The sequence below is a fragment of the Enterobacteriaceae endosymbiont of Donacia sparganii genome, assembly GCF_012569045.1.
Lineage (GTDB): Bacteria > Pseudomonadota > Gammaproteobacteria > Enterobacterales > Enterobacteriaceae.
Genome location: NZ_CP046196.1, coordinates 60,328 through 82,872, shown reverse-complemented (window position 1 = coordinate 82,872; position 22,545 = coordinate 60,328). Strand labels below are relative to the sequence as shown.

Sequence of the window (22,545 nt, the reverse complement as noted above, 5' to 3'; positions counted from 1 at the left end):
TTTTTTTATTAATTAAAAAAAATTATTAATAATTTTTTTTATTATAAATTTTACATTTTTTAAACTTTTATTTGCATCAACTATTATAATATTTTTTTTTTTATTTGCTATTTTTAAATAATAATTTCTTACTTTTAAAAAAAATTCTATAGATTCTTGTTCAATTCTATCTTTTTTTTTAAATTTAATTCTTTGTAAAGCAATTATAGGATCAACATCTAAATAAATAATTATGTCAGGTTTAATATTATTATTAATAAAATTTTGTAAAAATAATATAATATTTTTATTTATTCCTCTTCCTCCTATTTGATAGGCAAATGTTGATAAATCATATCTATCTGATAAAATCCAATGTGTATTAATATTTGGTCTTATAATATTATCTAATAATTGTAATCTAGATGCATATATTAATAATAATTCTGTTTTATGAGAAAAAATTTCTTTCTTAGAAAATTTAATAATATTTCTTAATTTTTCTGCAATAAAAGTCCCTCCTGGTTCATGAGTTTTGATAATATTATTAATATTTAAATTATTTAATAATTCTACTATATAATTACAAATTGTAGATTTTCCTGCTCCATTTATACCTTCTATTACAATAAATTTATTATTTTTCATTTTTAATATTTTTTAAAAAATTAAATATTAATTACTATACTATATTTAGTATTTTTATTTATAAATAAAAAATATTTAAAAAATTAAATTAATATTTAACGATTAAAAAATATATTTTTCATAAAAATTTTTTTTTAATATTTATATAAATTTTAAGTATTATAAATTATATTTTTTTAAATATTAATGACGCATTAGTTCCTCCAAAACCAAAAGAATTACATAATACATATTTCATATTATATACATCACGTGAAATTTTAGGAATAAAATCTAAATCTAAATTTTTATCAGGATTATCTAAATTAATTGTAGGAGGAACTATTTGATTTTTTAAAGATAAAATAGAATAAATAGATTCAATTGCTCCAGCAGCACCTAATAAATGTCCAGTAATTGATTTAGTAGAACTTACAAATAATTTATAATAATTATTTTTAAAAATTTTTTTAATAGCATTTACTTCTGCAATATCTCCTAATATTGTTGAAGTACCATGTGCATTTATATATTGAATATCTTCTGGATTAATATTTGCATCTTTTAATGCATTTAACATTGCTAATTGTGCACCTTCACCATTTATAGAAGGAGAAGTTATATGATATGCATCATTACTCATACCAAAACCTATTAATTCAGCAAAAATATTTGCATTTCTTTTTTTAGCATGATTATATTCTTCTAGAACTAATATACCTGCTCCATCTCCAAGAACAAATCCATCTCTATCTTTATCCCATGGTCTACTTGCTTTTTTAGGTTCTTTATTTCTTCTAGATAATGATTTCATTGCACAAAAACCACCTAAACTTAAAGGAGTTACAGATTTTTCTGATGCTCCTGCTATCATAATATCAGCATCATTATAAGAAATAATTTTAAAAGCAATTCCAATATTATGAATGCCAGAACTACAAGCTGTACTAATTGATAAACTAGGACCTGTTAATTTATAATCTAATGCAATATTTCCTGTAATCATATTCATAATAGTAGATGTCATAAAAAATGGAGTTATTTTTTTAGGACCTTTTTTTTTTAAAATATAAGCATTTTTTTCTATTAAATTAATTCCTCCTAATCCAGAACCTATAGAAATTCCAAATCTAGGATTATTATATTTATTTAATTTTAGACCAGAATTTTGAATAGCTTCTTGACAAGCTCCTAATCCATATTGAATAAATAAATCAATATTTTTTTTTTTATTTGAAATAATATTCTTATATTTAAATTTTTTTATTAATCCAGCAATTTTAGTTTTATATTTACTAGTATCAAAAGTATTAATAACATTAATACCACTATAACCATTAATAAGATTAAACCAATTAGATTCTATTGTATTACCTATTGGTGTAATCATACCAATACCAGTAATTACTACACGTCTACGTTTAGATATCATATTTATTTTATATAAAAAATATATGTTTAAATTTATTATTATGGAATAAAAGTAATTTTATATTTTACTATATTCCATAATTTTAATTAAACTTTATTTCTTATAATTATTAATATAATTAATAGCTTCTTGAATAGTAGTAATTTTTTCAGCATCTTCATCTAAAATTTCAATATTAAATTCTTCTTCTAAAGACATTATAATTTCAATAGTATCAAGAGAATCTGCACCTAAATCTTCTTTAAAAGAAGCAGAATTAATAATATTTTTTTTTATTCCTAATTGATCAATAATAATTTTTTTAACACGTTTAGTAATAGAATTACTCATACTTTTTATATTTCCTATAAAATTATTTTAAAATATTTTTTTAAATAAATAAAATAATAAATTATCTCATATATAAACCTCCATTAATATGGAGTGTTTCTCCTGTTATATAAGATGCTTTTTCAGAAGCTAAAAAAATTACAGCATCAGCTATTTCTTGAGGATAACCAAAACGTTTAGATGGAATTTGTTCTATAATATTGTTATAATCTCTTTTTTTTAAATTTAATGTCATATCAGTTTTAATATAACCAGGAGATATAACATTTACAGTAATACCTTTTGAGGCAACTTCTTTAGCTAAAGATTTACTAAATCCAATAATTCCTGCTTTAGATGCTGCATAATTAGCTTGTCCTATATTACCAGTATTACCTATAATAGATCCAATATTAATTATACGACCAAACGATTTTTTTAACATATAGTAAAGTACTTCTCTACAAATTCTAAAAATAGAAGTTAAATTAACTTGTAAAACATTATTCCATTGATAATCTGACATATTTAATACAAGTTTATCACATACAATTCCAGCATTATTAATGAGTATATCTAACTTATTAAAATTTTTAATAATATATCTAATAAAATTATTAATAATATAAGGTGATTTATTTTTTAAATCAAGAATAAAACCAATACCATTTTTACCTAAAGAATTATTAATTTTTTTTACTCCTTCAAGATTAGTAGATGTACCTATTACATAGGTACCATATTTAATTAATGTATTAGCAATATTATAACCTATACCTTTATTAGCTCCTGTTACTAAAGCTATTTTATTTTTTAAGTTAATATTTATTAACATATTTTTTATTTTAAATTTTATATTTTTTAAATATTATAAGAAATGTTTTTACATTATAAATTGAATTTATATTTAAATTACTTGTAATTTTTTGTGATATTTTTTTAAGTACATTTTTAGGAGTAAATTCTATTATATTTAAGATATTTTGTTTTTCTATAAATTTTATACATTCAACCCAATTAATAGTAGAATATAATTGTTTAACTAGAGATTTTTTTATTTTTTTGACTGAATTTACATATTTACAATCTATATTATTAATAAATTTAATTTTTGGTTTATTTATAATAATTTTATCTAAAAAAATTTTAAATTTATATGCTATAGGTTTCATTAATAAACAATGTGAAGGTATATTTATATTAATAGGTATTATATATGCTCCTAAAGATCTAAATATTTTTACAGCTTTCACCATAGCTAATTTATTACCACTAATTGTTATATTATTAAATGAGTTATAACTAGATATTGATATAATATAATTATTTTTAGATATTTTTTTACAAATATTTTCTATTTTTTTTTTTTTAATCCAATAATAGTTTGCATATAATATCCATTCATATTAAAATCATTTAAAGTAGATGATATTTCATGCATTAATTTCCCTCTAAATTCTACTATTTTTATAGCATCGGAAAAACTAATAATATTACTACACACCATTGCTGTATATTCTCCTAGACTATAACCAGTAACTATATTAGGTAATATATTTTTTTTTTGTAACCATAATTTATATATAGCTATTGATGATACTAAAATAGCAGGTTGTGTATAATATGTTTTATTTAATTTTTTTAATGGTCCATTTTGTGTCAGAAACCACAGGTCATATCCAAGTATTTCTGAAGCATAATAAAAAGTTTCTTTTATAATTTTATATTTTTTATATAAAGAAGATAACATTCCTAAAAATTGTGTTCCCTGTCCTGGAAAAATAGCAGCAAATTTTTTCATATTTTTTATATTTTTTTATAATAAATACTTAATAGTATTATATATTTATAATGATTAATTTCTTTTTTTATTTATAATTTGTTGTCCTTTATAAAAACCATCATCAGTTATATGATGATATAAATATTTTTTCCCAGTTTTTTTATTAATTAGTAAAAATTTATTATCAGATAATTTATTATGAGAACGTCTCATACCTCTTTTAGATCTTGATTTTTTATGTTTTTGAACAGCCATATTATTTACCTTTTTTACTGTAAAATTATAAGCTTGTTTTATATAATTAATAAGGTTTTTATTATAAATATATTTATTTATATATGCAATATTATTATTAATTGTTTAATTTTAATAAACAATTATTCAATTCTTGACTTAATGGAGCATAAATTTTAATTTTCCTATTATTTATAGGATGTGTAAATATAATACTTTTAGCGTGTAAAAATAACCTGTCTAAATTAAATTTTTTTTTAAATTTAATATTAAAAATATCATTACCATATCTATTATCATTAATAATAGGATAATTTAAATAAGACATATGAACTCTAATTTGATGTGTTCTTCCTGTTAAAGGTTTTATTTTTATTAACATCATATTTTTATAATTTTTGATTATTCTAAATTTAGTTTCTGAATATTTACCTTTATTATCATCTATTATTACTTTAATTTTTTTATTTAAAAAATTTTTAAATAAAAAATTTTTAATATGAATATATTTTTTTTCAAAAAAATTTCCTTTTACTAAAGCTAAATATTCTTTAATAACTTGTTTTTCTCTTAATTGCTTTTGTAATATTTTTAATATTGATCTTTTTTTAGCTATTAATAATACACCAGAAGTTTCTTTATCAATTCTATGTACAAGTTCTAAAAAATTATTTTTTTTAAATAAAAATCTAAAATTTTCAATAATACCATAATTAATACCGCTTCCACCATGTACTGCTATACCAGAAGGTTTATTTATAGCTAAAATATATTTATCTTGAAAAATTATAGTTTTTTTAAAAAAATTTATTTTATCTAAATTTAGATTATATTTAATAGGTTTTGTTTTTTTTATATATATAAAAGGAAGTTTTATTATATCTTGAGATTTAATTTTAAAATTTGGAAGTATTTTTTTTTTATTAACTTTTATTTTTCCCTGTCTTAAGATCCTATATATCATACTTTTAGGAACATTTTTAAATTTATTAATTAAAAAATTATCAATTCTTTGTTTTTCAATAGTAATTGGAACAATTATGATTTTATACATAAAATTATAAAAATATTTATAAAAATATATTAGTTATTTTATTAATATAATCAAAAAATATAAAAAAATATAATAATATTTAATATATTTTTAATATAAAATGATTATTTGAAAATAAAATTTTATGTTAATATTATTTTAGTAAATTATTTCTATAAAATATTAATAAATAAAATATCTTTAATTAAGAAATAATATTTTATAAAATTTTTCTTATAAATTATAAATAATCATAAAATATATTTTATTATTTTCAAATAATTAATATTATTTAATTTAAATCTATGCATAAAATATTAAATAAAATTTTCTATTATATAATTTTATTATTTTATATGAAAATATTAATTAGTTTATAAAAAATACATGAGTAAGTTATTATGAAAAGAATGTTAATAAATGCTACTCAACATGAAGAATTACGTGTTGCTCTAGTAGATGGACAAAAATTATATGATTTAGATATAGAAAATTCTGATCATAAACAAAAAAAATCTAATATATATAAAGGTAAAATTACACGTATTGAACCAAGTTTAGAAGCTGTTTTTGTAGATTATGGAGTAGAAAAACATGGTTTTTTACCAATTAAAGAAATTACAGAAGAATATTTACCTAATGATTATAATCAAAATATATATAATAAAATAAATTTAAAAAATTTTTTATTAATTGGTAAAGAAATTATTGTACAAATAAATAAAGAAGAACGGGGTCATAAAGGAGCTTCATTAACAACATTTATTAGCCTAGCAGGTAGTTATTTAATTTTAATGCCTAATAATCCTAATTCTGGTGGAATATCTAGAAAAATAGAAGGAGAAAATAGAAAAAATTTAAAAAAAATTTTATCATCATTATATTTACCTAATAATATGAGTTTAATTATTCGTACAGCTGGATTAGGAAAAAATAGAGAAACACTTAAATTAGATTTAAAATTTCGGTTAAAACATTGGGAAATAATAAAAAAAATAGCTAAAAATAAAGCAGCTCCTTTTTTAATATATCAAGAAAGTAATATAATTATAAGAGCATTACGTGATTATTTACATCAAGATATAAATGAAATCTTAATTGATAATCCTAAAATATTAAGATTAGCAAAAAAACATATTAATCTTCTAGGAAGATCAGATTTACATCATAAAATTAGATTATATAAAGGTAATATTCCTCTATTTAGTCATTATCAAATAGAATCACAAATTGAAACAGCTTTTCAAAGAAAAGTAAGTTTATTTTCAGGAGGATCAATCGTTATTGATACTACGGAAGCTTTAACATCAGTTGATGTAAATTCTTCTAAAGCAACTAATGGTATTGATATAGAAGAAACGGCATTAAATATTAATTTAGAAGCTGCAGATGAAATTATTAGACAATTAAGATTACGTGATGTAGGGGGATTAATTGTAATAGATTTTATTGATATGTCTCTTTTAGAAAATAAGAAATCTGTAGAAAAAAGATTACTTAATAATATACGACAAGATAGAGCTAAAATTCAAATAAATCAAATTTCAAAATTTGGATTATTAGAAATGTCTCGTCAAAGATTAAGATCTTCTTTAAAAGAATCTAGTTATTATTTATGTCCAAGGTGTTTGGGAAATGGAACTTTAAGAGATAGTAAATCTTTATCTTTATCTATTTTAAGATTAATAGAAGAAGAATCTTTTAAAGAAAATACAAAAGAAGTATATGCAATAGTTCCTGTAAAAATAGCATCATATTTATTAAATGAAAAAAGAGATGCAGTAAATGCAATTGAAAATAGAAAAATTAGAACATTTATCATACCTAATGATAAATTAAATACACCTAATTATTCTGTTTTACGAATAAAACATGGAGAAGATAGGAAAAATATTTATTTTTTTATAAAAAAAATTCATAAATTAAATTCTAATATTAATAATTATCATTATTTTAAAAATAAATTTTTGCAAAAAAATTTTATAAATAAAGATAATCAAATTAAAAAATTAAATATATATGATAAACATATAATAAAGAGAAAAGATCACTTTTTTTTAAAAAAATCTGATTTATTAAATTTTTTAAATATTAAAAAATATACATTTGTAAATTTTTTTATAAAAAAAACAATTTATATAAAAAAAATTTTTAATTATTTTATAAAAAAATTTATAATTATAAATGATTTTTTTTTAAATTATTATAATTTATATTATTTTTCTTATAAAGGAAATAATTTAAATAAAAATATTAATAATTCTTTTTATGAAATAAGTTTAAATACAGGAAAAAATTTTTTATCTTTTTATAAAAAAAAAGCTATTTCTCTTCCTCAATTAAAATTAACACCAAAAAAATTTAAACCAATAAAAATTAATCATAAATTATTATTTAAAAATAATAAAAATAAGTTTAATAATATTAAATTTAAAAAAATTTTAAACATAAAAACAAATAATAATTATTTTTTACGTAATAAAAAATATTTAAAAAATAATTTTGAAAAAATTAATAATATTTCTGATAATAAACAAATTAATATATCTAATATTTCTATAGAAAATAGAATAGGATTAAATAAATTTAAAAATACTATTAAAATTAATAAAATAATTTTAAATAAAAAAAAATTAAATTTTAAAAAAAATATATTATCTAAAAAACATATTACTATTTCTGATATTCTAAATAAACATAAAATATTACATAATAATTTTATAACAAGAAAAAAAACATATAAAAATTATACGTCATCAAATAATAAAAAAATACAAGATAATTTTAAAAATTATTTAAATAATAAATTAATTAATTCGTCATTTAATTTAAATAATAATAAAGGTGCTGGTGGTCATGCTGCAAAAAAATATGCTACATCTCCTGTAAAAAGACCGTAAAAATTTTTGATAGAATATAAAAAATTTATATAAAATAAATTTTTATAAAATTTTATTTTATATTTTAGTAGAATTAATAGTATTAAAGTATTTAATTATAAATAATTAATTTAATATATTAAAATATATATTATTTTTTAATATAAAGTTTACTCTAGTATTATATTTATATACAATGAGTAAACTTTTTTATTAAATTATTTTTAGAATTTTATTTATTATATCTTTAGCATCACCAAATAACATATAACTATTATCTTTATAAAATAAAGGATTATTAATTCCTGAATATCCCTGATTCATACTTCTTTTAAGAATAATAATATTATTAGCTTTCCATACTTCTAAAACAGGCATTCCTGATATTGGACTATTCATATCATCTTGTGCAGATGGATTAACTGTATCATTAGCACCTATTACTAATACTGTATCAGTATTTATAAAATCTTTATTAATTTCATCCATTTCTAATACCATATCATATGATATATTAGCTTCAGCTAATAAAACATTCATATGTCCAGGTAAACGTCCTGCTACAGGATGAATAGCAAATCTTATATTAATATTTAATAAACTTAATTTTTTTACTATTTCAGAAAGTGGATATTGTGCTTGAGATACAGCTAATCCATATCCAGGAACGATAATAATATTATTAGAATTTTTTAATATTTCTACTGTATTTTCAATAGATATTTCTTTATAATTTTGTATATCTTCATTTAGAATAGAATTTTTATTTTGAATAATATTTTTTTTTTTCCCACCAAGAATAATATTGAAAAAAGATCTATTCATACCTTTACACATTAAATATGAAAGTATAGCACCTGAAGAACCTACTAAAGCTCCAGTTATAATTAATAAATCATTAGTTAACATAAATCCTGAAGATGCAGCAGCCCATCCTGAATAAGAATTTAACATTGATATTACTACAGGCATATCTGCTCCACCAATATTAATTATTAAATGAAAACCAAACATTAATGAAATTAAAAATATAAATCCTAATACTATAATTTGTAATTTTACATTATGTGTTTTTAAAAAAATCATCATTAATATAAATGATATTAATAATGTACAAATGTGTATTTGATTTTTATATTTAATATCTAAATTTTTAGATTTAATAATTCCAGATAATTTATTAAAAGCTATAATAGAACCTATTAAAGTTATAGAACCAATAAAAATACTAATAAATATTTCTATTAATTGAATATTCATATTTTGCTGAATAATATTTTTATTATATATTAATAATAAATAATTATTAAATCCTACAAGGATTGCAGTTAATCCAACAAAACTATGTAGTATTGCAATTAATTGAGGCATTTTAGTCATATCAATTCTTTTAGAAATACTAATTCCTATAATTGCACCGAAAAAAATAGCTCCTAATACATAACCAATATTATTTATTGGTGATTTTAATATAGTTATAATAATAGCAATAAGCATACCATTAATAGCAAGTAAATTACCTCTTTGAGAAGTTTCTTTTTTTGAAAGACTAGCTATACTTAATATAAATAATATTGCAGATATAGTATATATAAATATTAATGACCTATCAAACATTTATAAATTCTCCTTAATTTTTACGAAACATTTGTAACATACGTTGAGTAATAGTTAATCCTCCAAAAATATTAATACTAGATAATAAAGTTCCTAAAAAAGCTAATATAATTATAGTAAAATAACTACTATTTATTTGTAATATAGAACCAATTATAATAATACCAGAAATTGCATTAGTAACAGACATTAGAGGCGTATGTAATTTATGATCTACATTCCATACTACATAATATCCTATTATACAGGATAATAAAAAAATTATAAAATGTGGTATGATTTCATAAGGAATAAATTGTGTTATATAATAAGCACAAAAAAATCCTATAGTATATAATAAATATTTATTTTTTAAAAAACATTTATTTTTTTTTATATTTGTACTATTTTCTTGATTTTGAAAATTATTAATTTTTTCTAAATTTTGTTGTTTTTTTGATAATTTTATTTTTGGAGCAGGCCAAATAATTTTACTATTATAAATAATAGTCATGTTTCTAACAATTTCATCTTTTAAATTAATATAAATTTTACCAAAATTATTTTTAGATAATAAATTAATTAAATTAACAATGTTTGTACTATATAATTGAGAAGCTTGTGGAGCTAACTTACTAGTTAAATTCGTAAAACCTATTATTTTTATATTATTATCTGTAGTAATTATTGTATTTTTTTTTGTTAATTCACAATTACCCCCATTTTCAATAGCAAGATCAAAAATAATACTACCTGGTTTCATTAATTGAATCATTTCTTTAGTAATTAAAATAGGTGCTTTTTTATTAAAAATAACTGCTGTTGTAATAATAATATCTGTTGTTTTTACAATTTTATTAAAAGATTCTTGTTCTAGTTGTACTTTTTTTTTTGATAATAGAGTTTTATATTCATGTATATTATTTTCTGGTTGATTTTTTAACTCTAAAAATTCAGCACCCATACTACGAATTTGTTCTTTTACTTCTTTCCTTTTATCAAAAGCAATTACTTTTGCTCCTAAACTTTTAGCTGTTCCAATAGCTGATAAGCCTGCTACTCCTGCTCCAATTACCATTACTTTAGCAGGTAATATTTTACCTGCAGCTGTTATTTGTCCGTTTAAAGTTCTTCCTAATAAATTTGTTGCTTCTATAATACTTCTATAACCAGATAAATTATTCATTGAACTTAATGCATCTAAAGATTGAGCTCTAGAAATTCTAGGTATAGTATCCATTGCAATAGTAGTTATATTTTTTTCTGCTAATATTTTTAATAATAAATTATTTTTATGTGGATAAATAAAACTAATTAATATACTATTATTTTTTATTAGTTTACTTTCCTCTATATCTAGTGGATGAATTTTAATTATTATGTTTGCTGTCCAAATTTCTTTATTTGTTACTATTTTTGCTCCTTCATTTATAAAATCTTGATCTTTAAAATAAGCAAGATTACCTGCTCCTTTTTCTACATATACTTTTTTAAAACCTAAGTTTATTAATTTTTTAATGTTAATAGGAGTCATTGCAACTCTTGTTTCTTCAAAATATTTTTCTTTTAGTATCCCAATAATCATTCTATATTCCTTAATTATAAAAAATATTTTTATATTATATAAATATATAAAAATAAAATTATTATTTATTAAACTTAAAAATTATCATTTATTAAATTATTTTTCAAATTTTTATTTTATATAAGAAAATATAAAAATAAAAAATAATAATTAATAACTAATATTAAATATTACTAATAATTTGTATATTAAATCCAGAATCTAAATTAATTATTTCCCCTGTAATACCTAAAGATAAATCAGAAGCTAAAAAAGTAGCTACATTTCCTATATGATTTATAGTAATTATTTCTGATAAAGGACTATTTTTTTTATATAATTTTATTATATGATTAATACTTTTTATTCTTGAAGATGCAATAGTTTTTATAGGTGCAGGAGAAATACCATTAATTCTTATATTTTTTTTTCCAATATTACATGCTATGTAACGGATGTTAGCTTCTAATGAAGCTTTTGCTAACCCTAAAATATTATAATTTTGTATAAAATTTCTTGATCCTAAATAAGTTAATACTATAATTGAAGATTTTTTATGTAAGATGTTTAAACATTCTTTTACCATACCTAATAAACTATAAGAACAAATATCATGAGAAATTTGAAATGATAAACGAGATATATTTTTAATAAAATTTTCTTTTAATGTATTATTAGGAGTAAAAGCAATAGAGTGTACAAAACCATCAAATTTTTTCCATATTTTAGAAATTTGTAAAAATAAAAATTTAATATCTTTATCTTTAGATACATCACATTTTATAATAGGATATTTTGTCATTTTTTTTACTAATTTTTCTATTTTTTTTTTATTTTTTTTTTTTTGATATGTAAATATTAAATTTGCTTTATGTTTATACATAATACGAGCAATACCATATGAAATAGATAATTTATTTAAAATACCAGTAATTAATATTTTTTTTCCTAATAATAAATACATTTTTTTATTCCTAAAGTAATCTACATTTTATCAATAAATCTAATAAAAATAATAAACATATGAAAAAAATTATATAAATTTTTTAAAAAATAATTAAAAATTCGATATTTCTCACTTTTTTGATTTGTTTCACTAGACAAATCTATTATTAATTGATGTACTTTTAAATGACACAATTTTAGTGTCTATTTTTATGTAAAGGTAATAATTGATGTCCAAGATTAAAGGTAACGTTAAGTGGTTTAATGAATCTAAAGGTTTTGGTTTCATTACTCCTGAAGATGGTAGTAAAGATGTTTTTGTACATTTTTCTGCAATTCAAAGTAGTGGTTTTAAAACATTAACCGAAGGCCAAAGAGTGGAATTTGAAATTACTAACGGAGCCAAGGGACCTTCTGCTGCTAATGTTGTTGCTCTTTAGATTTCTTTAGTCAGTAAGAAAAGGTTTTAATAAAATTGCCTCTGATAAAATTTAAAATTTTTATTTCTAACTATTTAGAATTAAAATAATTAAAAATTTTTATTTATTTTAATAAATAAAAATTATTTTAAATAATTTTAATAAAAATAATTTTTTTCAGAGGCATTATTATTTAATATTATTTAATTTTAAAAAAAATAATTTTCTGCATTATATGAAGAACGTATAAAAGGTCCACATGCTACTTTTTTAAAACCAATTTTTTTTGCTTCTTCTTTTATTTCAGCAAATTCAGTTAAACTTATATATCTATATACAGGTATATGATTTATACTTGGTTGTAAGTATTGTCCTATAGTTAAAATATCTACTCCATTAGATTTTAAATCTTTTATAGTATTAAATAATTCTTTTCTTGTTTCTCCTAAACCAATCATTAATCCTGATTTAGTTAAAATTTTAGGAAATAAAAATTTAAATTTTTTTAATAAAATTAAGGATTTTTGGTATTTTCCTGAAGGACGTATTTTAAAATATAAACGTTCTACTGTTTCTATGTTATGATTAAAAACATCAGGTAATGAATAACTAAATATATTTAAAGCTCTTTCCATACAATTCTTAAAATCAGGTACTAAAATTTCTATTTTTATATTTAAATTTTTTTTACGTATTTTTTTGATACAATTAACAAACTGTTTTGCACCTCCATCATGTAAATCATCACGATTAACTGAAGTAATAACTACATATTTTAATTTCATTTGTAAAATAGTATTAGCTAAATTTAAAGGTTCATTTTTATCATATTTTATTTTTGGCCTACCATGTATTACATCACAATATGGACAATTTCTAGTACAAATATTACCTAAAATCATAAAAGTTAATTGTTTTTTACTAAAACATTTAATTAAATTAGGACAAGATGCTTCTTCACAGACTGTATGTAATTTATTAATTTTTAAAATGGATTTTATTTTTTTTATTTTATTTATATTTTCTATTGAAAATTTAATTTTAATCCAATTAGGTTTTTTTAAAATTTTTTGCGTCATATTATTATATAAATTACTTATTTAAAAAAATTAATATTATTAATATTAACTATTATAGTTATTTATTAATAATATAAATTCATTTATTAATAATTTTTTAATTTTAAATATTTTTATATTAGGAATAAAATCTCTTAATTGTGTCATTTTTAATTTATTAAAACCACATGGATTAATATATTTAAAAGGTAACAAATCCATATTAATATTAAAAGAAATTCCGTGCATTGTACATCCTTTAGAAATTTTTATTCCTATAGATGCAATTTTTTTATTATTAATATATACACCAGGATTATGATTAAAAGAATTATCTGGTATAATATTAAAATATAATAATATATTAATTATTGTTTTTTCAAGTATAATAATTAAAGATTTAATATTAATTTTCCTTTTTTTTAAATTAATTAAAATATACATAATTTGTTGTCCTGGAGCATGATAAGTAATTTTACCACCTCTATCAGTTTTAAATATTGGTATATTATGATTATAAGATAAAATATCTTTTATATTAGATCTTTTTCCTTGAGTAAAAACAGGATTATGTTCGACTAACCAGATTTCATCTAATGTATTATTAGATCTTGTATAATTAAAATTGTACATTTTTTTATAAGTTATATACCATGATTCTATCCCCAGATATCTTATAATAAAATTTTTTTTATTTTTCATTATTATGATTTAATATCATTACAAATTTAATATTTATGTATTTTATTGATGTATCCATTTACTTAATAATAATTTAATATAATCTAAGAAACACATAAAAATATTACCTTTTGGTATTTTTTCTAATGCAATTAAAGGATAATTTCCAATAATATGATTATTTATTATAAAAGTAATATTACCTAATACTTGATTTTTATAAATTGGAGCAAATATTTTATTATTTTTTATATGATATAAAATTTTTATTTTTTTTTCTTGATTTTTAAGAATTGTTAAATAAACATTATTTTTAGTTCCAATTCTTATATGACTATATTTTCCATATAAAACAGGAATAGAGGCTATTTTTTGATGTTTTTTTATTGGATTAATTGTTCTAAATGTTTCAAATCCCCAATTTAATAATCTTTTACTATTTTTTTTACGATCTTGTTCTGTTTTATCCCCTAAAATAACAACAATTAATCTCATGTTATTTTTCGTTGCTGAAGCAATTATATTATAACCAGCATCTTCAGTATGTCCTGTTTTAATTCCATCTACATTTAATGTTTTATCCCATAATAATAAATTACGATTTTTTTGATAAATATGATTAAAAGTAAAACTTTTTTCTTTATATATAGAATATTCTTGGGGAAAATCTCTAATTAAAGATTTACCCATAATAGCTATATCTCTTGCAGTAGTATATTGTCCTAATTCATCTAATCCATGTACATTTTTAAAATAAGTATTTTTTAATCCTATTTTTTTTGCATAAAAATTCATTAAATTTACAAAATTTTTTTGATTACCAGAAATATATTCTGATATAGCAACACATGCATCATTTCCTGATTGTAATATAATTCCTTTTATTAAATTTGATACAGAAATACGATCTCCAAGTTTTAAAAACATTAATGATGAACCACTAAATAAATTATTACCTGTTGCCCAGGCATTTTTACTAATTGTAACCATATCATTACGATGTAATTTACCTTTTGATAATGCTTTCCCTATAACATAACTAGTCATTATTTTGGCTAAACTAGCTGGTTTTTCAATTTCATCTGCATTTTTTTCAGTTAAAATCATTCCTGTATTATAATCTATTAAAATATATGATTTAACATTAATATTTGGTGAAGATGTAATATTAAATATATTTTCCTTTGCATATATAATTGTTGAATATACTATAAATATAGTAGTAATTAATTTTAATATTTTATTAATATTTTGATTATTTTTTTTATATATTTTTATCATATTTATACTCACATATAAGTATTTATTTTAATTTTATTAATAATTATTTAAATTTTACTTATTAAAAATATTATTTTATATAATTTTTTAAAAAATGTAACTAAATTTTTAGTAAAATAAAATGTAATAAAATATATAAAGGTAATAAATATAAAATAATGAATATTAAATTTAAAAAAAAATATAAGTTTGCACTAGGAGTAGAATATAATGGTGCTAATTATCATGGATGGCAAAAACAAAAAAAATATTATAAAAAAACTATACAAGAATATTTAGAAAAAGCTATTTCTCAAATAGCTAATCATAATATAATAATTTTTTGTGCTGGTAGAACTGATATAGGAGTTCATAGTTTAGGACAAGTAATTCATTTTGAAACCTATAGTTTTAGAGAAAAAAAATCTTGGATTCTAGGTATTAATAGTCTCTTACCTAAAGATATAGTTATAAATTGGATAATATCTGTAAAAAAAGAATTTCATGCTAGATTTAGTGCTTTATCTCGTAGATATTTTTATATTATTTATAATAATCAATATAGATCTGCTATACTTAATGATTTAGTTACTTTATATAAGAAAAATTTAAATATTATAAAAATAAAAAATGCAATGAAGTATTTATTAGGAGAACATGATTTTACATCTTTTAAATCAGGTAAAGATCAATTAGGTTCTTCTTTTCGAAAAATTTTAAATTGTGATATTAAAAAATTTGGAAATTATATATTAATAGATATTAAAGCAAATGCTTTTTTATATCATATGGTTAGAAATATTGTAGGAAGTTTATTAGAAATAGGTTTAGGAAATAAAAATGAAGATTGGTTATTGGAATTAATAAAGATTAAAAATAGAAATAAAGCAGCAGCAACAGTTAAACCAAATGGTTTATTTTTAGCAGAAGTTAAATATCCAAAACATTTTGGTATTCCAAATATAAATCATAATTTATATTTTTTTTTAAAAAAATTAATTTAATATATTTATTATTTTAAATATAAATTTTTATTTTTTATTTCAAGAAATTTTTATAAAAAAAATTTTAATAAATTATATAATTTATTTTAGTTTTAACTATTTTATATTATATATTATTTTAAATTATTTAACTTAAATAGAAAAATATGTTCATAATTGATTACTTATTTATATTAATATTAATATTTTCTACTATATTGAGCTTTTTAAAAGGTTTTGTAAAAGAAATTTTAACAATATTTATTTGGTTCACATCTTTTTATTTATCTAGAAAATATTATAATTATTTATTTTTTATTAAAAATAAAACAATAAACGATTTTTATTTTAAGAAATTTTTTTTATTATTTATTTATTTTATATTAACTTTAATATCTGGATATATTATTAAAAATTATTTAAATGAAAAAATTACTAATTCTTATATGAAGAATATTAATCAAATATTAGGATTATTTTTTGGTATGTTAAAAGGATGTGTAATAATTTTATTTTTGTTATATTCTTTAAATCATATAGATAAAAATTTATATAATTATATTTTAATTAAACAAAGATCATTAATGTTAGTTTATTTTAATAATATTTTACAAAAATATAAATATTTTTTATAAAATATTTTTATACCCAGAGCGGGAGTTGAACCCGCATAGCAATCTACATGCCGAGGGATTTTAAGTCCCTTGTGTCTACCAATTCCACCATCTGGGCAAAATAAAAATAAATAAATTATTTTAAAAACAGGCGCATCCCGGAATTGAACCGAAATAAAAGGATTTGCAATCCTCTGCATAACCATTCTGCCAATGCGCCGTTATATATAATAAAATATATAATATATTATATTATTAAATATGTATATATTATATACGTTTTAATTTTAAAAAATTTTATCATATATTATATATATAATTTTATTATTTTTTATATATAATAAAATTTATTAATTAAAAAATATTATTATAGGAATATTTATGTTAAATAAATTAATATTTGTTATTAATTGTGGTAGTTCTTCTTTAAAATTTTCAGTTATAAATCCTTTAAAAAAAAAAAAAATATTATTTGGTTTAGCTGAAAATTTTAATAATAATAATTCTTATATTAAATGGACTTTTAATCAAAATATAAAAAAAAAAAAATTTAATACAAAAATTAATCATAAAATAATATTAAATTATTTAATAAATAATATTTTAAAAAAAAATTTATTATATAATAATATAATAGCCATTGGACATCGAATAGTACATGGAGGAGAAAAATTTATAAATTCTGTAATAATTACAGATAAAGTTATAAAAGAAATAAAAAAAGCATCTATTTTCGCTCCTCTACATAATCCTATTCAATTAATAAGTATTAAAGAAATAATAAAAATATTACCTAATTTAAAAAAAAAACAAGTTGCTGTTTTTGATACAGCTTTTCATCAAACTATACCAGAAAAATCATATTTATATGCATTACCAATAAAATTTTATGAAAAATATAAAATACGTCGTTATGGAGCTCATGGTACTAGTCATAAATATGTTACTCAAGTTGCTTCAAAAATATTAAATATTCCATTAAATATACTAAATTGTATTTCATGTCATTTAGGTAATGGTTCATCTATCACTGCTATACATAACGGAAAAAGTGTTGATACTTCAATGGGTTTAACCCCTTTAGAAGGTTTAGTTATGGGTACAAGATGTGGAAATATTGATCCTGCAATTATTTTTTATATGTATAATGAGTTAAATATTAAAATAGATAAAATTTATAAAATTTTAACTGAAGAATCAGGTATGTTAGGTTTAACTAATATAACTAGTGATTTTAGATATATTGAAGATAATTATTTTAAAAATTTTAAAATTAAAAGAGCTGTTAATGTATTTGTACATAATTTAGCTAAATATATAGCTTCTTATAGTATTTTAATGAAAAATAAAATTAATGCAATTATTTTTACAGGAGGTATTGGAGAAAATAGTGTATTAATTAGAGAAAAAACAGTAAAACAATTAAAAATATTAAATATTTTTATTGATCAAAAACTAAATCATGAAATAAAATTTGGTAAAACTGGTTTTATAAATATAAAAAATAGTATTCCTATACTAGTAATTCCTACAAATGAAGAATTAATGATAGCACAAGATACATTTAAAATTATAATGAATCAATAATTAAATAAATTAATTAACAAAAGGTAATAATAATGCTTAAAGTAATTATGTCTATACCAATAGATATTGATATCCATTTTTTTACTAGTGTAAATTTAGGATTATTAAATAATATAAAAAATAAAAAATTAAAATGTAAGTTTTTTAAACCTATTTCTCAAATAGAAAATAATAATTTTAATTATACTAATAATATTTTAAATAAATATAATTTAAGTATTAAATCTATTAATCCATTAAAAATTAATGATATTAGTTTATTCAATAGTAATATTGGTTATAATAGTATTATAAATAATATAATAAAAAAATATTATAAGAATATACATGATACAGATATTATTTTTATAGAAGGTATAATACCTATTTATATTAAACAAATATTATTTAAATTAAATTGTGATATAGCAAATATATTTAATGCAGAAATTATTTTTATAACATCTATGTTTACAGAAAATGAAACTATAGAAAAAATAAAATCTAAAATAAATATTCTTTTTAAAAAAGAAATATATAATTTTAAAATAAAAAATACATTTTCTTTTATTAAAGAAATTTATAATAAACAAAATAGTAATCCTTTTTTTTATAATTTAAATATATTTAAAAATATTTTACCAAAAAATGAAGAAATTAATGTAAATAATAATTTTTTATCTTTAAAAGATGAAAATATTATATTTATTCCATGGCTAAAAAATTTTGTATTTGGAATAAATTTAAAAGTTATATGTAATTATTTAGATTGTAATTTAATTGATAATATCAAATATAATAAAATTAAATATATTATTTTTTTTAATACATATATTTTTACAAAACAAAAAAAATTTACTGAATCTTTGGTAATTATTTCTATAAAAGATAATAAAATTATAAAAAAAATATACAAAATGTTATCTAAAAATATTTTTTTTAAAGCTATATTATTTACGGATTTTATAATAAAAAAACATAATCTAATTTTAGAAAAAATTATTAATATTTCTATAAAAAATAATATTTATATTTTATATGTAAAAAATGATTTTTATAATATTTATTTAAAATTACAAAATATTTATAAAAAAAATTTTCCTATTAAAGATTTAAAATTAATAACTAATATTATTAACTATATTAAATTATATATCCCTTCTAAAATTTTTAATAAAAAATATGTAAATTATAAATTTTATATATCACCATTTATTTTCCAATATCATTTAATTAATAAAGCATCTAAATTAAAGAAAACAATTTTATTACCAGAAGGTAATGAATTACGTACTTTAAAAGCTGCTTCAATATGTTCTCAACAAAATATAGCTAATTTTATATTATTAGGTAAATCTAAAGAAATTATGAATATAGCTAAAATAAATAATTTAAATTTAAACAATATAGAGATTATTGATCCTGATACAATCAGAAATAATTATATAGAACAATTAATATATATAAGAAAAAAAAAATTGTTAAATAAAACAGATGCAATTAAATTATTAAAAGATAATATGTTTTTAGCTACTATGATGTTAAAACAAAATCAAGTTGATGGAATAGTTTCTGGGGCTAATACAACTACTGCAAATACTATAAGACCTGCATTACAAATTATTAAAACTTTACCAGAATATTCTATAATTTCATCTATATTTATTATGTTATTACCTAAAAATGTATTAATATATAGCGATTGTGCAATTAATCCTAATCCTAATTATGAGCAATTAGCAGAAATAGCAATACAGTCAGCAGAAACTAGTAAGTTATTTAATATCATACCTAAAATAGCTATGATTTCTTACTCAACGGGTAATTCTAGTAAGGGTATTGAAGTCGAAAAAGTATATAAAGCTACTAAATTAGTACAAAATAAATTACCAAATCTAATAATAGATGGACCATTACAATATGATGCAGCTGTTATAAAAAATATTGGTAAATATAAAGCACCAAATTCTTTAGTTGCAGGAGAAGCAAATATTATTATCTTTCCCGACCTCAATACAGGTAATACTACTTATAAAGCAGTACAAAAAACTTCCAATATAATCTCTATAGGACCTATTTTACAAGGTATAAGACAACCAATTAATGATCTTTCTAGAGGTGCTACAGTTGAAGATATAATATATACAATAGCAGTAACAGTCATTCAATCTGGAGTTATAAAAAAATAATTAATAATTTATTATTTATTATCTAAATAATATTTTTTTTTATAATGTAAATTATTATCAAATTCATAAATAATAGGAATACCAGTAGCAATATTCAGATCAACAATATCATTATCGTTAATATTTTCAATGTATTTAATTAAAGCTCTTAATGAATTACCATGCGCAACAATAATAATACGTTCCTTATTTATAATTTTATATGATATATCATTTTTCCATACATGAATAACTCTCTCTAGAGTTGTAAATAAACTTTCTGATAAAGGTAATTGATAATCTTCTAATTTAGAATATTTAGAATCAAATCTAGACCATCTAGAATCATTAATAGATAATGATGGTGGTTTGACCATAAAACTACGTCGCCATTCCTGTACTTTTTTTTTACCAAATTTTTTTGTAATTTGATCTTTATTCATTCCCTGTAATTCTCCATAATGTCTTTCATTTAATCTCCATGTTTTTTTTACAGGAATCCATAATTGATCTAGTACATTTAAAGTTAACCATAAAGTATGGATTGCTCTTTTTAATACAGATGTATATGCATAATCAAATTTAAAATTATTTTTTTTTAATATTTTTCCTGCTTCTATTGCTTCAATTTCTCCTTCTTTAGATAATTCAATATCTTCCCATCCAGTAAATAAATTTTTTTTATTCCATGTACTTTGCCCATGTCGTAATAAAACTAATTTTGTATTAGACATTAATTTTTCCTTATATAAATAATATATATTTTAAATATTAAATATCAAAAGATGAGCCACAATTACATTTATTTTTCATATATGGATTTCTAATAATAAATTTAGATTCTTCAATACTTTCAATATAATCAACAATACTTCCTGATAAATATTGCATACTTATTTTATCTATTATAATGTTTATACCTAATGAATTTATTAAAATATCATTTTTTTTTATTTTTTTATCTAATATAAAATCATACTTAAAACCACTACATCCTCCACCTATAATAAATATTCTAAAATTAATATTTTTATAATCTAATTTTTTTATTTTATTTGCAGCTTTTTTTGTTAGAGAAATAGACATTTTTATTAAGAAAATATTTTGTTATTAAATATATTAAATTATTGATATTTTTAATTAAATTAAATGTATAATTTTATTATATAATCTTGATTTATAACGAGATGCTTTATTTTTATGAATTAATTTTTTTTGTACTTGTTTATCTAAAATTGATTGCATTAATTTAAAATTTTTTTTTGATAATTCTATATTTTTATTAGAAATAGCATTATTAACTTTTTTAATAAAAGTACGTAACATAGATCGATAATTAATATTATGTTTTCTTTGTTGTTCAGATTTTAAAGATCTTTTTTTAGATGATTTTGTATTTGCCATATAAAAATTCC

General features: G+C 18.6%; 22 protein-coding genes, 2 tRNA genes and 1 pseudogene. 6 read left to right on the top strand and 19 right to left on the bottom strand.

Translation table 11 applies throughout. From position 1 onward, the window contains the following. Nucleotides 1-12: 12 nt before the first annotated feature. The 8 genes from tmk to GJT98_RS00400 form a co-directional block, all read right to left on the bottom strand. On the bottom strand, nt 13-627 hold the full coding sequence (tmk, locus tag GJT98_RS00435) for a dTMP kinase (protein ID WP_168820791.1): 615 nt from the start codon (nt 625-627) through the stop codon (nt 13-15). Between the two features lie 166 nt (nt 628-793). Then, nucleotides 794-2,038 carry a beta-ketoacyl-ACP synthase II gene (gene fabF / locus GJT98_RS00430; protein WP_168820789.1) on the bottom strand — a complete coding sequence of 415 codons (1,245 nt, stop codon included), beginning with the start codon at nt 2,036-2,038 and terminating at the stop codon, nt 794-796. A gap of 93 nt (nt 2,039-2,131) precedes the next feature. Beyond that, nucleotides 2,132-2,368 carry an acyl carrier protein gene (gene acpP, locus GJT98_RS00425; RefSeq protein ID WP_168820787.1) on the bottom strand — a complete coding sequence of 79 codons (237 nt, stop codon included), beginning with the start codon at nt 2,366-2,368 and terminating at the stop codon, nt 2,132-2,134. Between the two features lie 61 nt (nt 2,369-2,429). After that, nucleotides 2,430-3,170, bottom strand: coding sequence for a 3-oxoacyl-ACP reductase FabG (fabG, locus tag GJT98_RS00420; RefSeq protein WP_168821421.1), 741 nt, complete (start codon nt 3,168-3,170; stop codon nt 2,430-2,432). Between the two features lie 22 nt (nt 3,171-3,192). Continuing rightward, on the bottom strand, nt 3,193-3,603 hold the full coding sequence (locus GJT98_RS00415) for an ACP S-malonyltransferase (protein ID WP_168820785.1): 411 nt from the start codon (nt 3,601-3,603) through the stop codon (nt 3,193-3,195). A gap of 98 nt (nt 3,604-3,701) precedes the next feature. Next, nucleotides 3,702-4,148: an ACP S-malonyltransferase gene (locus GJT98_RS00410; RefSeq protein WP_168820783.1), complete on the bottom strand. Its 447-nt coding sequence runs from the start codon at nt 4,146-4,148 to the stop codon at nt 3,702-3,704. A gap of 54 nt (nt 4,149-4,202) precedes the next feature. After that, complete coding sequence (gene rpmF, locus GJT98_RS00405; protein ID WP_168820781.1) at nt 4,203-4,385, bottom strand: 50S ribosomal protein L32; 183 nt, start codon at nt 4,383-4,385, stop codon at nt 4,203-4,205. A 97-nt stretch (nt 4,386-4,482) separates the two neighbouring features. After that, nucleotides 4,483-5,418 (bottom strand): RluA family pseudouridine synthase, encoded by a 936-nt coding sequence (locus GJT98_RS00400; RefSeq protein ID WP_168820779.1) that lies wholly within the window; start codon nt 5,416-5,418, stop codon nt 4,483-4,485. Nucleotides 5,419-5,798: 380 nt separating this feature from the next. Here GJT98_RS00400 and rne point away from each other — a divergent pair. Next, nucleotides 5,799-7,319: pseudogene (rne, locus tag GJT98_RS02290) on the top strand (ribonuclease E); the annotation flags it as partial. A gap of 1,170 nt (nt 7,320-8,489) precedes the next feature. Here the strand turns inward: rne and GJT98_RS00390 are convergent. From GJT98_RS00390 to GJT98_RS00380, 3 genes are all read right to left on the bottom strand, one after another. Further along, nucleotides 8,490-9,893: an NAD(P)(+) transhydrogenase (Re/Si-specific) subunit beta gene (locus tag GJT98_RS00390; RefSeq protein ID WP_168820775.1), complete on the bottom strand. Its 1,404-nt coding sequence runs from the start codon at nt 9,891-9,893 to the stop codon at nt 8,490-8,492. A 13-nt stretch (nt 9,894-9,906) separates the two neighbouring features. Further along, entirely contained in the window at nt 9,907-11,457 is a 1,551-nt protein-coding gene (locus tag GJT98_RS00385) for a Re/Si-specific NAD(P)(+) transhydrogenase subunit alpha (protein ID WP_168820773.1), read from the bottom strand. A 163-nt stretch (nt 11,458-11,620) separates the two neighbouring features. Then, complete coding sequence (locus GJT98_RS00380) at nt 11,621-12,400, bottom strand: enoyl-ACP reductase FabI (RefSeq protein ID WP_168820771.1); 780 nt, start codon at nt 12,398-12,400, stop codon at nt 11,621-11,623. A gap of 211 nt (nt 12,401-12,611) precedes the next feature. Here GJT98_RS00380 and cspE point away from each other — a divergent pair, with 211 nt between their 5' ends. Beyond that, nucleotides 12,612-12,821: a transcription antiterminator/RNA stability regulator CspE gene (cspE, locus tag GJT98_RS00375; RefSeq protein ID WP_168820769.1), complete on the top strand. Its 210-nt coding sequence runs from the start codon at nt 12,612-12,614 to the stop codon at nt 12,819-12,821. 188 nt (nt 12,822-13,009) lie between these two features. Here the strand turns inward: cspE and lipA are convergent, their stop codons facing one another. From lipA to GJT98_RS00360, 3 genes are read right to left on the bottom strand one after another with little or no spacing between them, the layout of a single operon-like run. Next, a complete protein-coding gene (gene lipA, locus GJT98_RS00370) occupies nt 13,010-13,900 on the bottom strand; it encodes a lipoyl synthase (RefSeq protein WP_246208947.1) in 891 nt (296 codons plus the stop codon). Between the two features lie 24 nt (nt 13,901-13,924). After that, nucleotides 13,925-14,560: a lipoyl(octanoyl) transferase LipB gene (gene lipB / locus GJT98_RS00365; protein WP_168820759.1), complete on the bottom strand. Its 636-nt coding sequence runs from the start codon at nt 14,558-14,560 to the stop codon at nt 13,925-13,927. A gap of 42 nt (nt 14,561-14,602) precedes the next feature. After that, nucleotides 14,603-15,820 (bottom strand): serine hydrolase, encoded by a 1,218-nt coding sequence (locus tag GJT98_RS00360; protein WP_168820757.1) that lies wholly within the window; start codon nt 15,818-15,820, stop codon nt 14,603-14,605. Between the two features lie 158 nt (nt 15,821-15,978). On the opposite strand from GJT98_RS00360, the gene truA reads away from it, so the two are divergent. Both truA and GJT98_RS00350 read left to right on the top strand, forming a co-directional pair. Then, on the top strand, nt 15,979-16,803 hold the full coding sequence (truA, locus tag GJT98_RS00355) for a tRNA pseudouridine(38-40) synthase TruA (RefSeq protein WP_168820755.1): 825 nt from the start codon (nt 15,979-15,981) through the stop codon (nt 16,801-16,803). A gap of 146 nt (nt 16,804-16,949) precedes the next feature. Further along, nucleotides 16,950-17,417: a CvpA family protein gene (locus GJT98_RS00350; protein WP_168820753.1), complete on the top strand. Its 468-nt coding sequence runs from the start codon at nt 16,950-16,952 to the stop codon at nt 17,415-17,417. Between the two features lie 10 nt (nt 17,418-17,427). On the opposite strand, the gene GJT98_RS00345 is transcribed toward GJT98_RS00350, so the two are convergent. Both GJT98_RS00345 and GJT98_RS00340 read right to left on the bottom strand, forming a co-directional pair. Beyond that, nucleotides 17,428-17,514 (bottom strand) — tRNA-Leu (locus GJT98_RS00345). A gap of 31 nt (nt 17,515-17,545) precedes the next feature. Continuing rightward, nucleotides 17,546-17,616 (bottom strand) — tRNA-Cys (locus tag GJT98_RS00340). Between the two features lie 161 nt (nt 17,617-17,777). Between GJT98_RS00340 and GJT98_RS00335 the strand changes: the two genes are divergently transcribed. Both GJT98_RS00335 and pta read left to right on the top strand, forming a co-directional pair. After that, a complete protein-coding gene (locus GJT98_RS00335; RefSeq protein ID WP_168820751.1) occupies nt 17,778-18,983 on the top strand; it encodes an acetate kinase in 1,206 nt (401 codons plus the stop codon). Nucleotides 18,984-19,015: 32 nt separating this feature from the next. Beyond that, nucleotides 19,016-21,151, top strand: coding sequence for a phosphate acetyltransferase (gene pta, locus GJT98_RS00330; protein ID WP_168820749.1), 2,136 nt, complete (start codon nt 19,016-19,018; stop codon nt 21,149-21,151). An 11-nt stretch (nt 21,152-21,162) separates the two neighbouring features. Here pta and gpmA read toward each other — a convergent pair whose 3' ends face one another. The 3 genes from gpmA to rpsT are packed head-to-tail and all read right to left on the bottom strand — an operon-like array spanning nt 21,163 to nt 22,534. Further along, nucleotides 21,163-21,864, bottom strand: a complete 702-nt coding sequence (gpmA, locus tag GJT98_RS00325) for a 2,3-diphosphoglycerate-dependent phosphoglycerate mutase (protein WP_168820747.1) — start codon at nt 21,862-21,864, stop codon at nt 21,163-21,165. A gap of 37 nt (nt 21,865-21,901) precedes the next feature. Next, entirely contained in the window at nt 21,902-22,216 is a 315-nt protein-coding gene (gene erpA, locus GJT98_RS00320) for an iron-sulfur cluster insertion protein ErpA (RefSeq protein ID WP_168820745.1), read from the bottom strand. Between the two features lie 54 nt (nt 22,217-22,270). Further along, nucleotides 22,271-22,534, bottom strand: a complete 264-nt coding sequence (gene rpsT / locus GJT98_RS00315; protein ID WP_168820743.1) for a 30S ribosomal protein S20 — start codon at nt 22,532-22,534, stop codon at nt 22,271-22,273. Nucleotides 22,535-22,545 lie beyond the last annotated feature (11 nt).

What these genes read in the sequence shown, in the direction of transcription:
- GJT98_RS00400 (WP_168820779.1), bottom strand. Translation starts at nt 5,418, where the DNA reads ATGTATAAAATCATAATTGTTCCAATTACTATTGAAAAACAAAGAATT.
- erpA (WP_168820745.1), bottom strand. Translation starts at nt 22,216, where the DNA reads ATGTCTATTTCTCTAACAAAAAAAGCTGCAAATAAAATAAAAAAATTA.
- cspE (WP_168820769.1), top strand. Translation starts at nt 12,612, where the DNA reads ATGTCCAAGATTAAAGGTAACGTTAAGTGGTTTAATGAATCTAAAGGT.
- GJT98_RS00390 (WP_168820775.1), bottom strand. Translation starts at nt 9,893, where the DNA reads ATGTTTGATAGGTCATTAATATTTATATATACTATATCTGCAATATTA.
- GJT98_RS00380 (WP_168820771.1), bottom strand. Translation starts at nt 12,400, where the DNA reads ATGTATTTATTATTAGGAAAAAAAATATTAATTACTGGTATTTTAAAT.
- rpmF (WP_168820781.1), bottom strand. Translation starts at nt 4,385, where the DNA reads ATGGCTGTTCAAAAACATAAAAAATCAAGATCTAAAAGAGGTATGAGA.
- GJT98_RS00410 (WP_168820783.1), bottom strand. Translation starts at nt 4,148, where the DNA reads ATGAAAAAATTTGCTGCTATTTTTCCAGGACAGGGAACACAATTTTTA.
- rpsT (WP_168820743.1), bottom strand. Translation starts at nt 22,534, where the DNA reads ATGGCAAATACAAAATCATCTAAAAAAAGATCTTTAAAATCTGAACAA.
- tmk (WP_168820791.1), bottom strand. Translation starts at nt 627, where the DNA reads ATGAAAAATAATAAATTTATTGTAATAGAAGGTATAAATGGAGCAGGA.
- GJT98_RS00335 (WP_168820751.1), top strand. Translation starts at nt 17,778, where the DNA reads ATGTTAAATAAATTAATATTTGTTATTAATTGTGGTAGTTCTTCTTTA.
- truA (WP_168820755.1), top strand. Translation starts at nt 15,979, where the DNA reads ATGAATATTAAATTTAAAAAAAAATATAAGTTTGCACTAGGAGTAGAA.
- acpP (WP_168820787.1), bottom strand. Translation starts at nt 2,368, where the DNA reads ATGAGTAATTCTATTACTAAACGTGTTAAAAAAATTATTATTGATCAA.
- gpmA (WP_168820747.1), bottom strand. Translation starts at nt 21,864, where the DNA reads ATGTCTAATACAAAATTAGTTTTATTACGACATGGGCAAAGTACATGG.
- GJT98_RS00360 (WP_168820757.1), bottom strand. Translation starts at nt 15,820, where the DNA reads ATGATAAAAATATATAAAAAAAATAATCAAAATATTAATAAAATATTA.
- GJT98_RS00350 (WP_168820753.1), top strand. Translation starts at nt 16,950, where the DNA reads ATGTTCATAATTGATTACTTATTTATATTAATATTAATATTTTCTACT.
- pta (WP_168820749.1), top strand. Translation starts at nt 19,016, where the DNA reads ATGCTTAAAGTAATTATGTCTATACCAATAGATATTGATATCCATTTT.
- GJT98_RS00415 (WP_168820785.1), bottom strand. Translation starts at nt 3,603, where the DNA reads ATGGTGAAAGCTGTAAAAATATTTAGATCTTTAGGAGCATATATAATA.
- GJT98_RS00385 (WP_168820773.1), bottom strand. Translation starts at nt 11,457, where the DNA reads ATGATTATTGGGATACTAAAAGAAAAATATTTTGAAGAAACAAGAGTT.
- fabF (WP_168820789.1), bottom strand. Translation starts at nt 2,038, where the DNA reads ATGATATCTAAACGTAGACGTGTAGTAATTACTGGTATTGGTATGATT.
- lipB (WP_168820759.1), bottom strand. Translation starts at nt 14,560, where the DNA reads ATGAAAAATAAAAAAAATTTTATTATAAGATATCTGGGGATAGAATCA.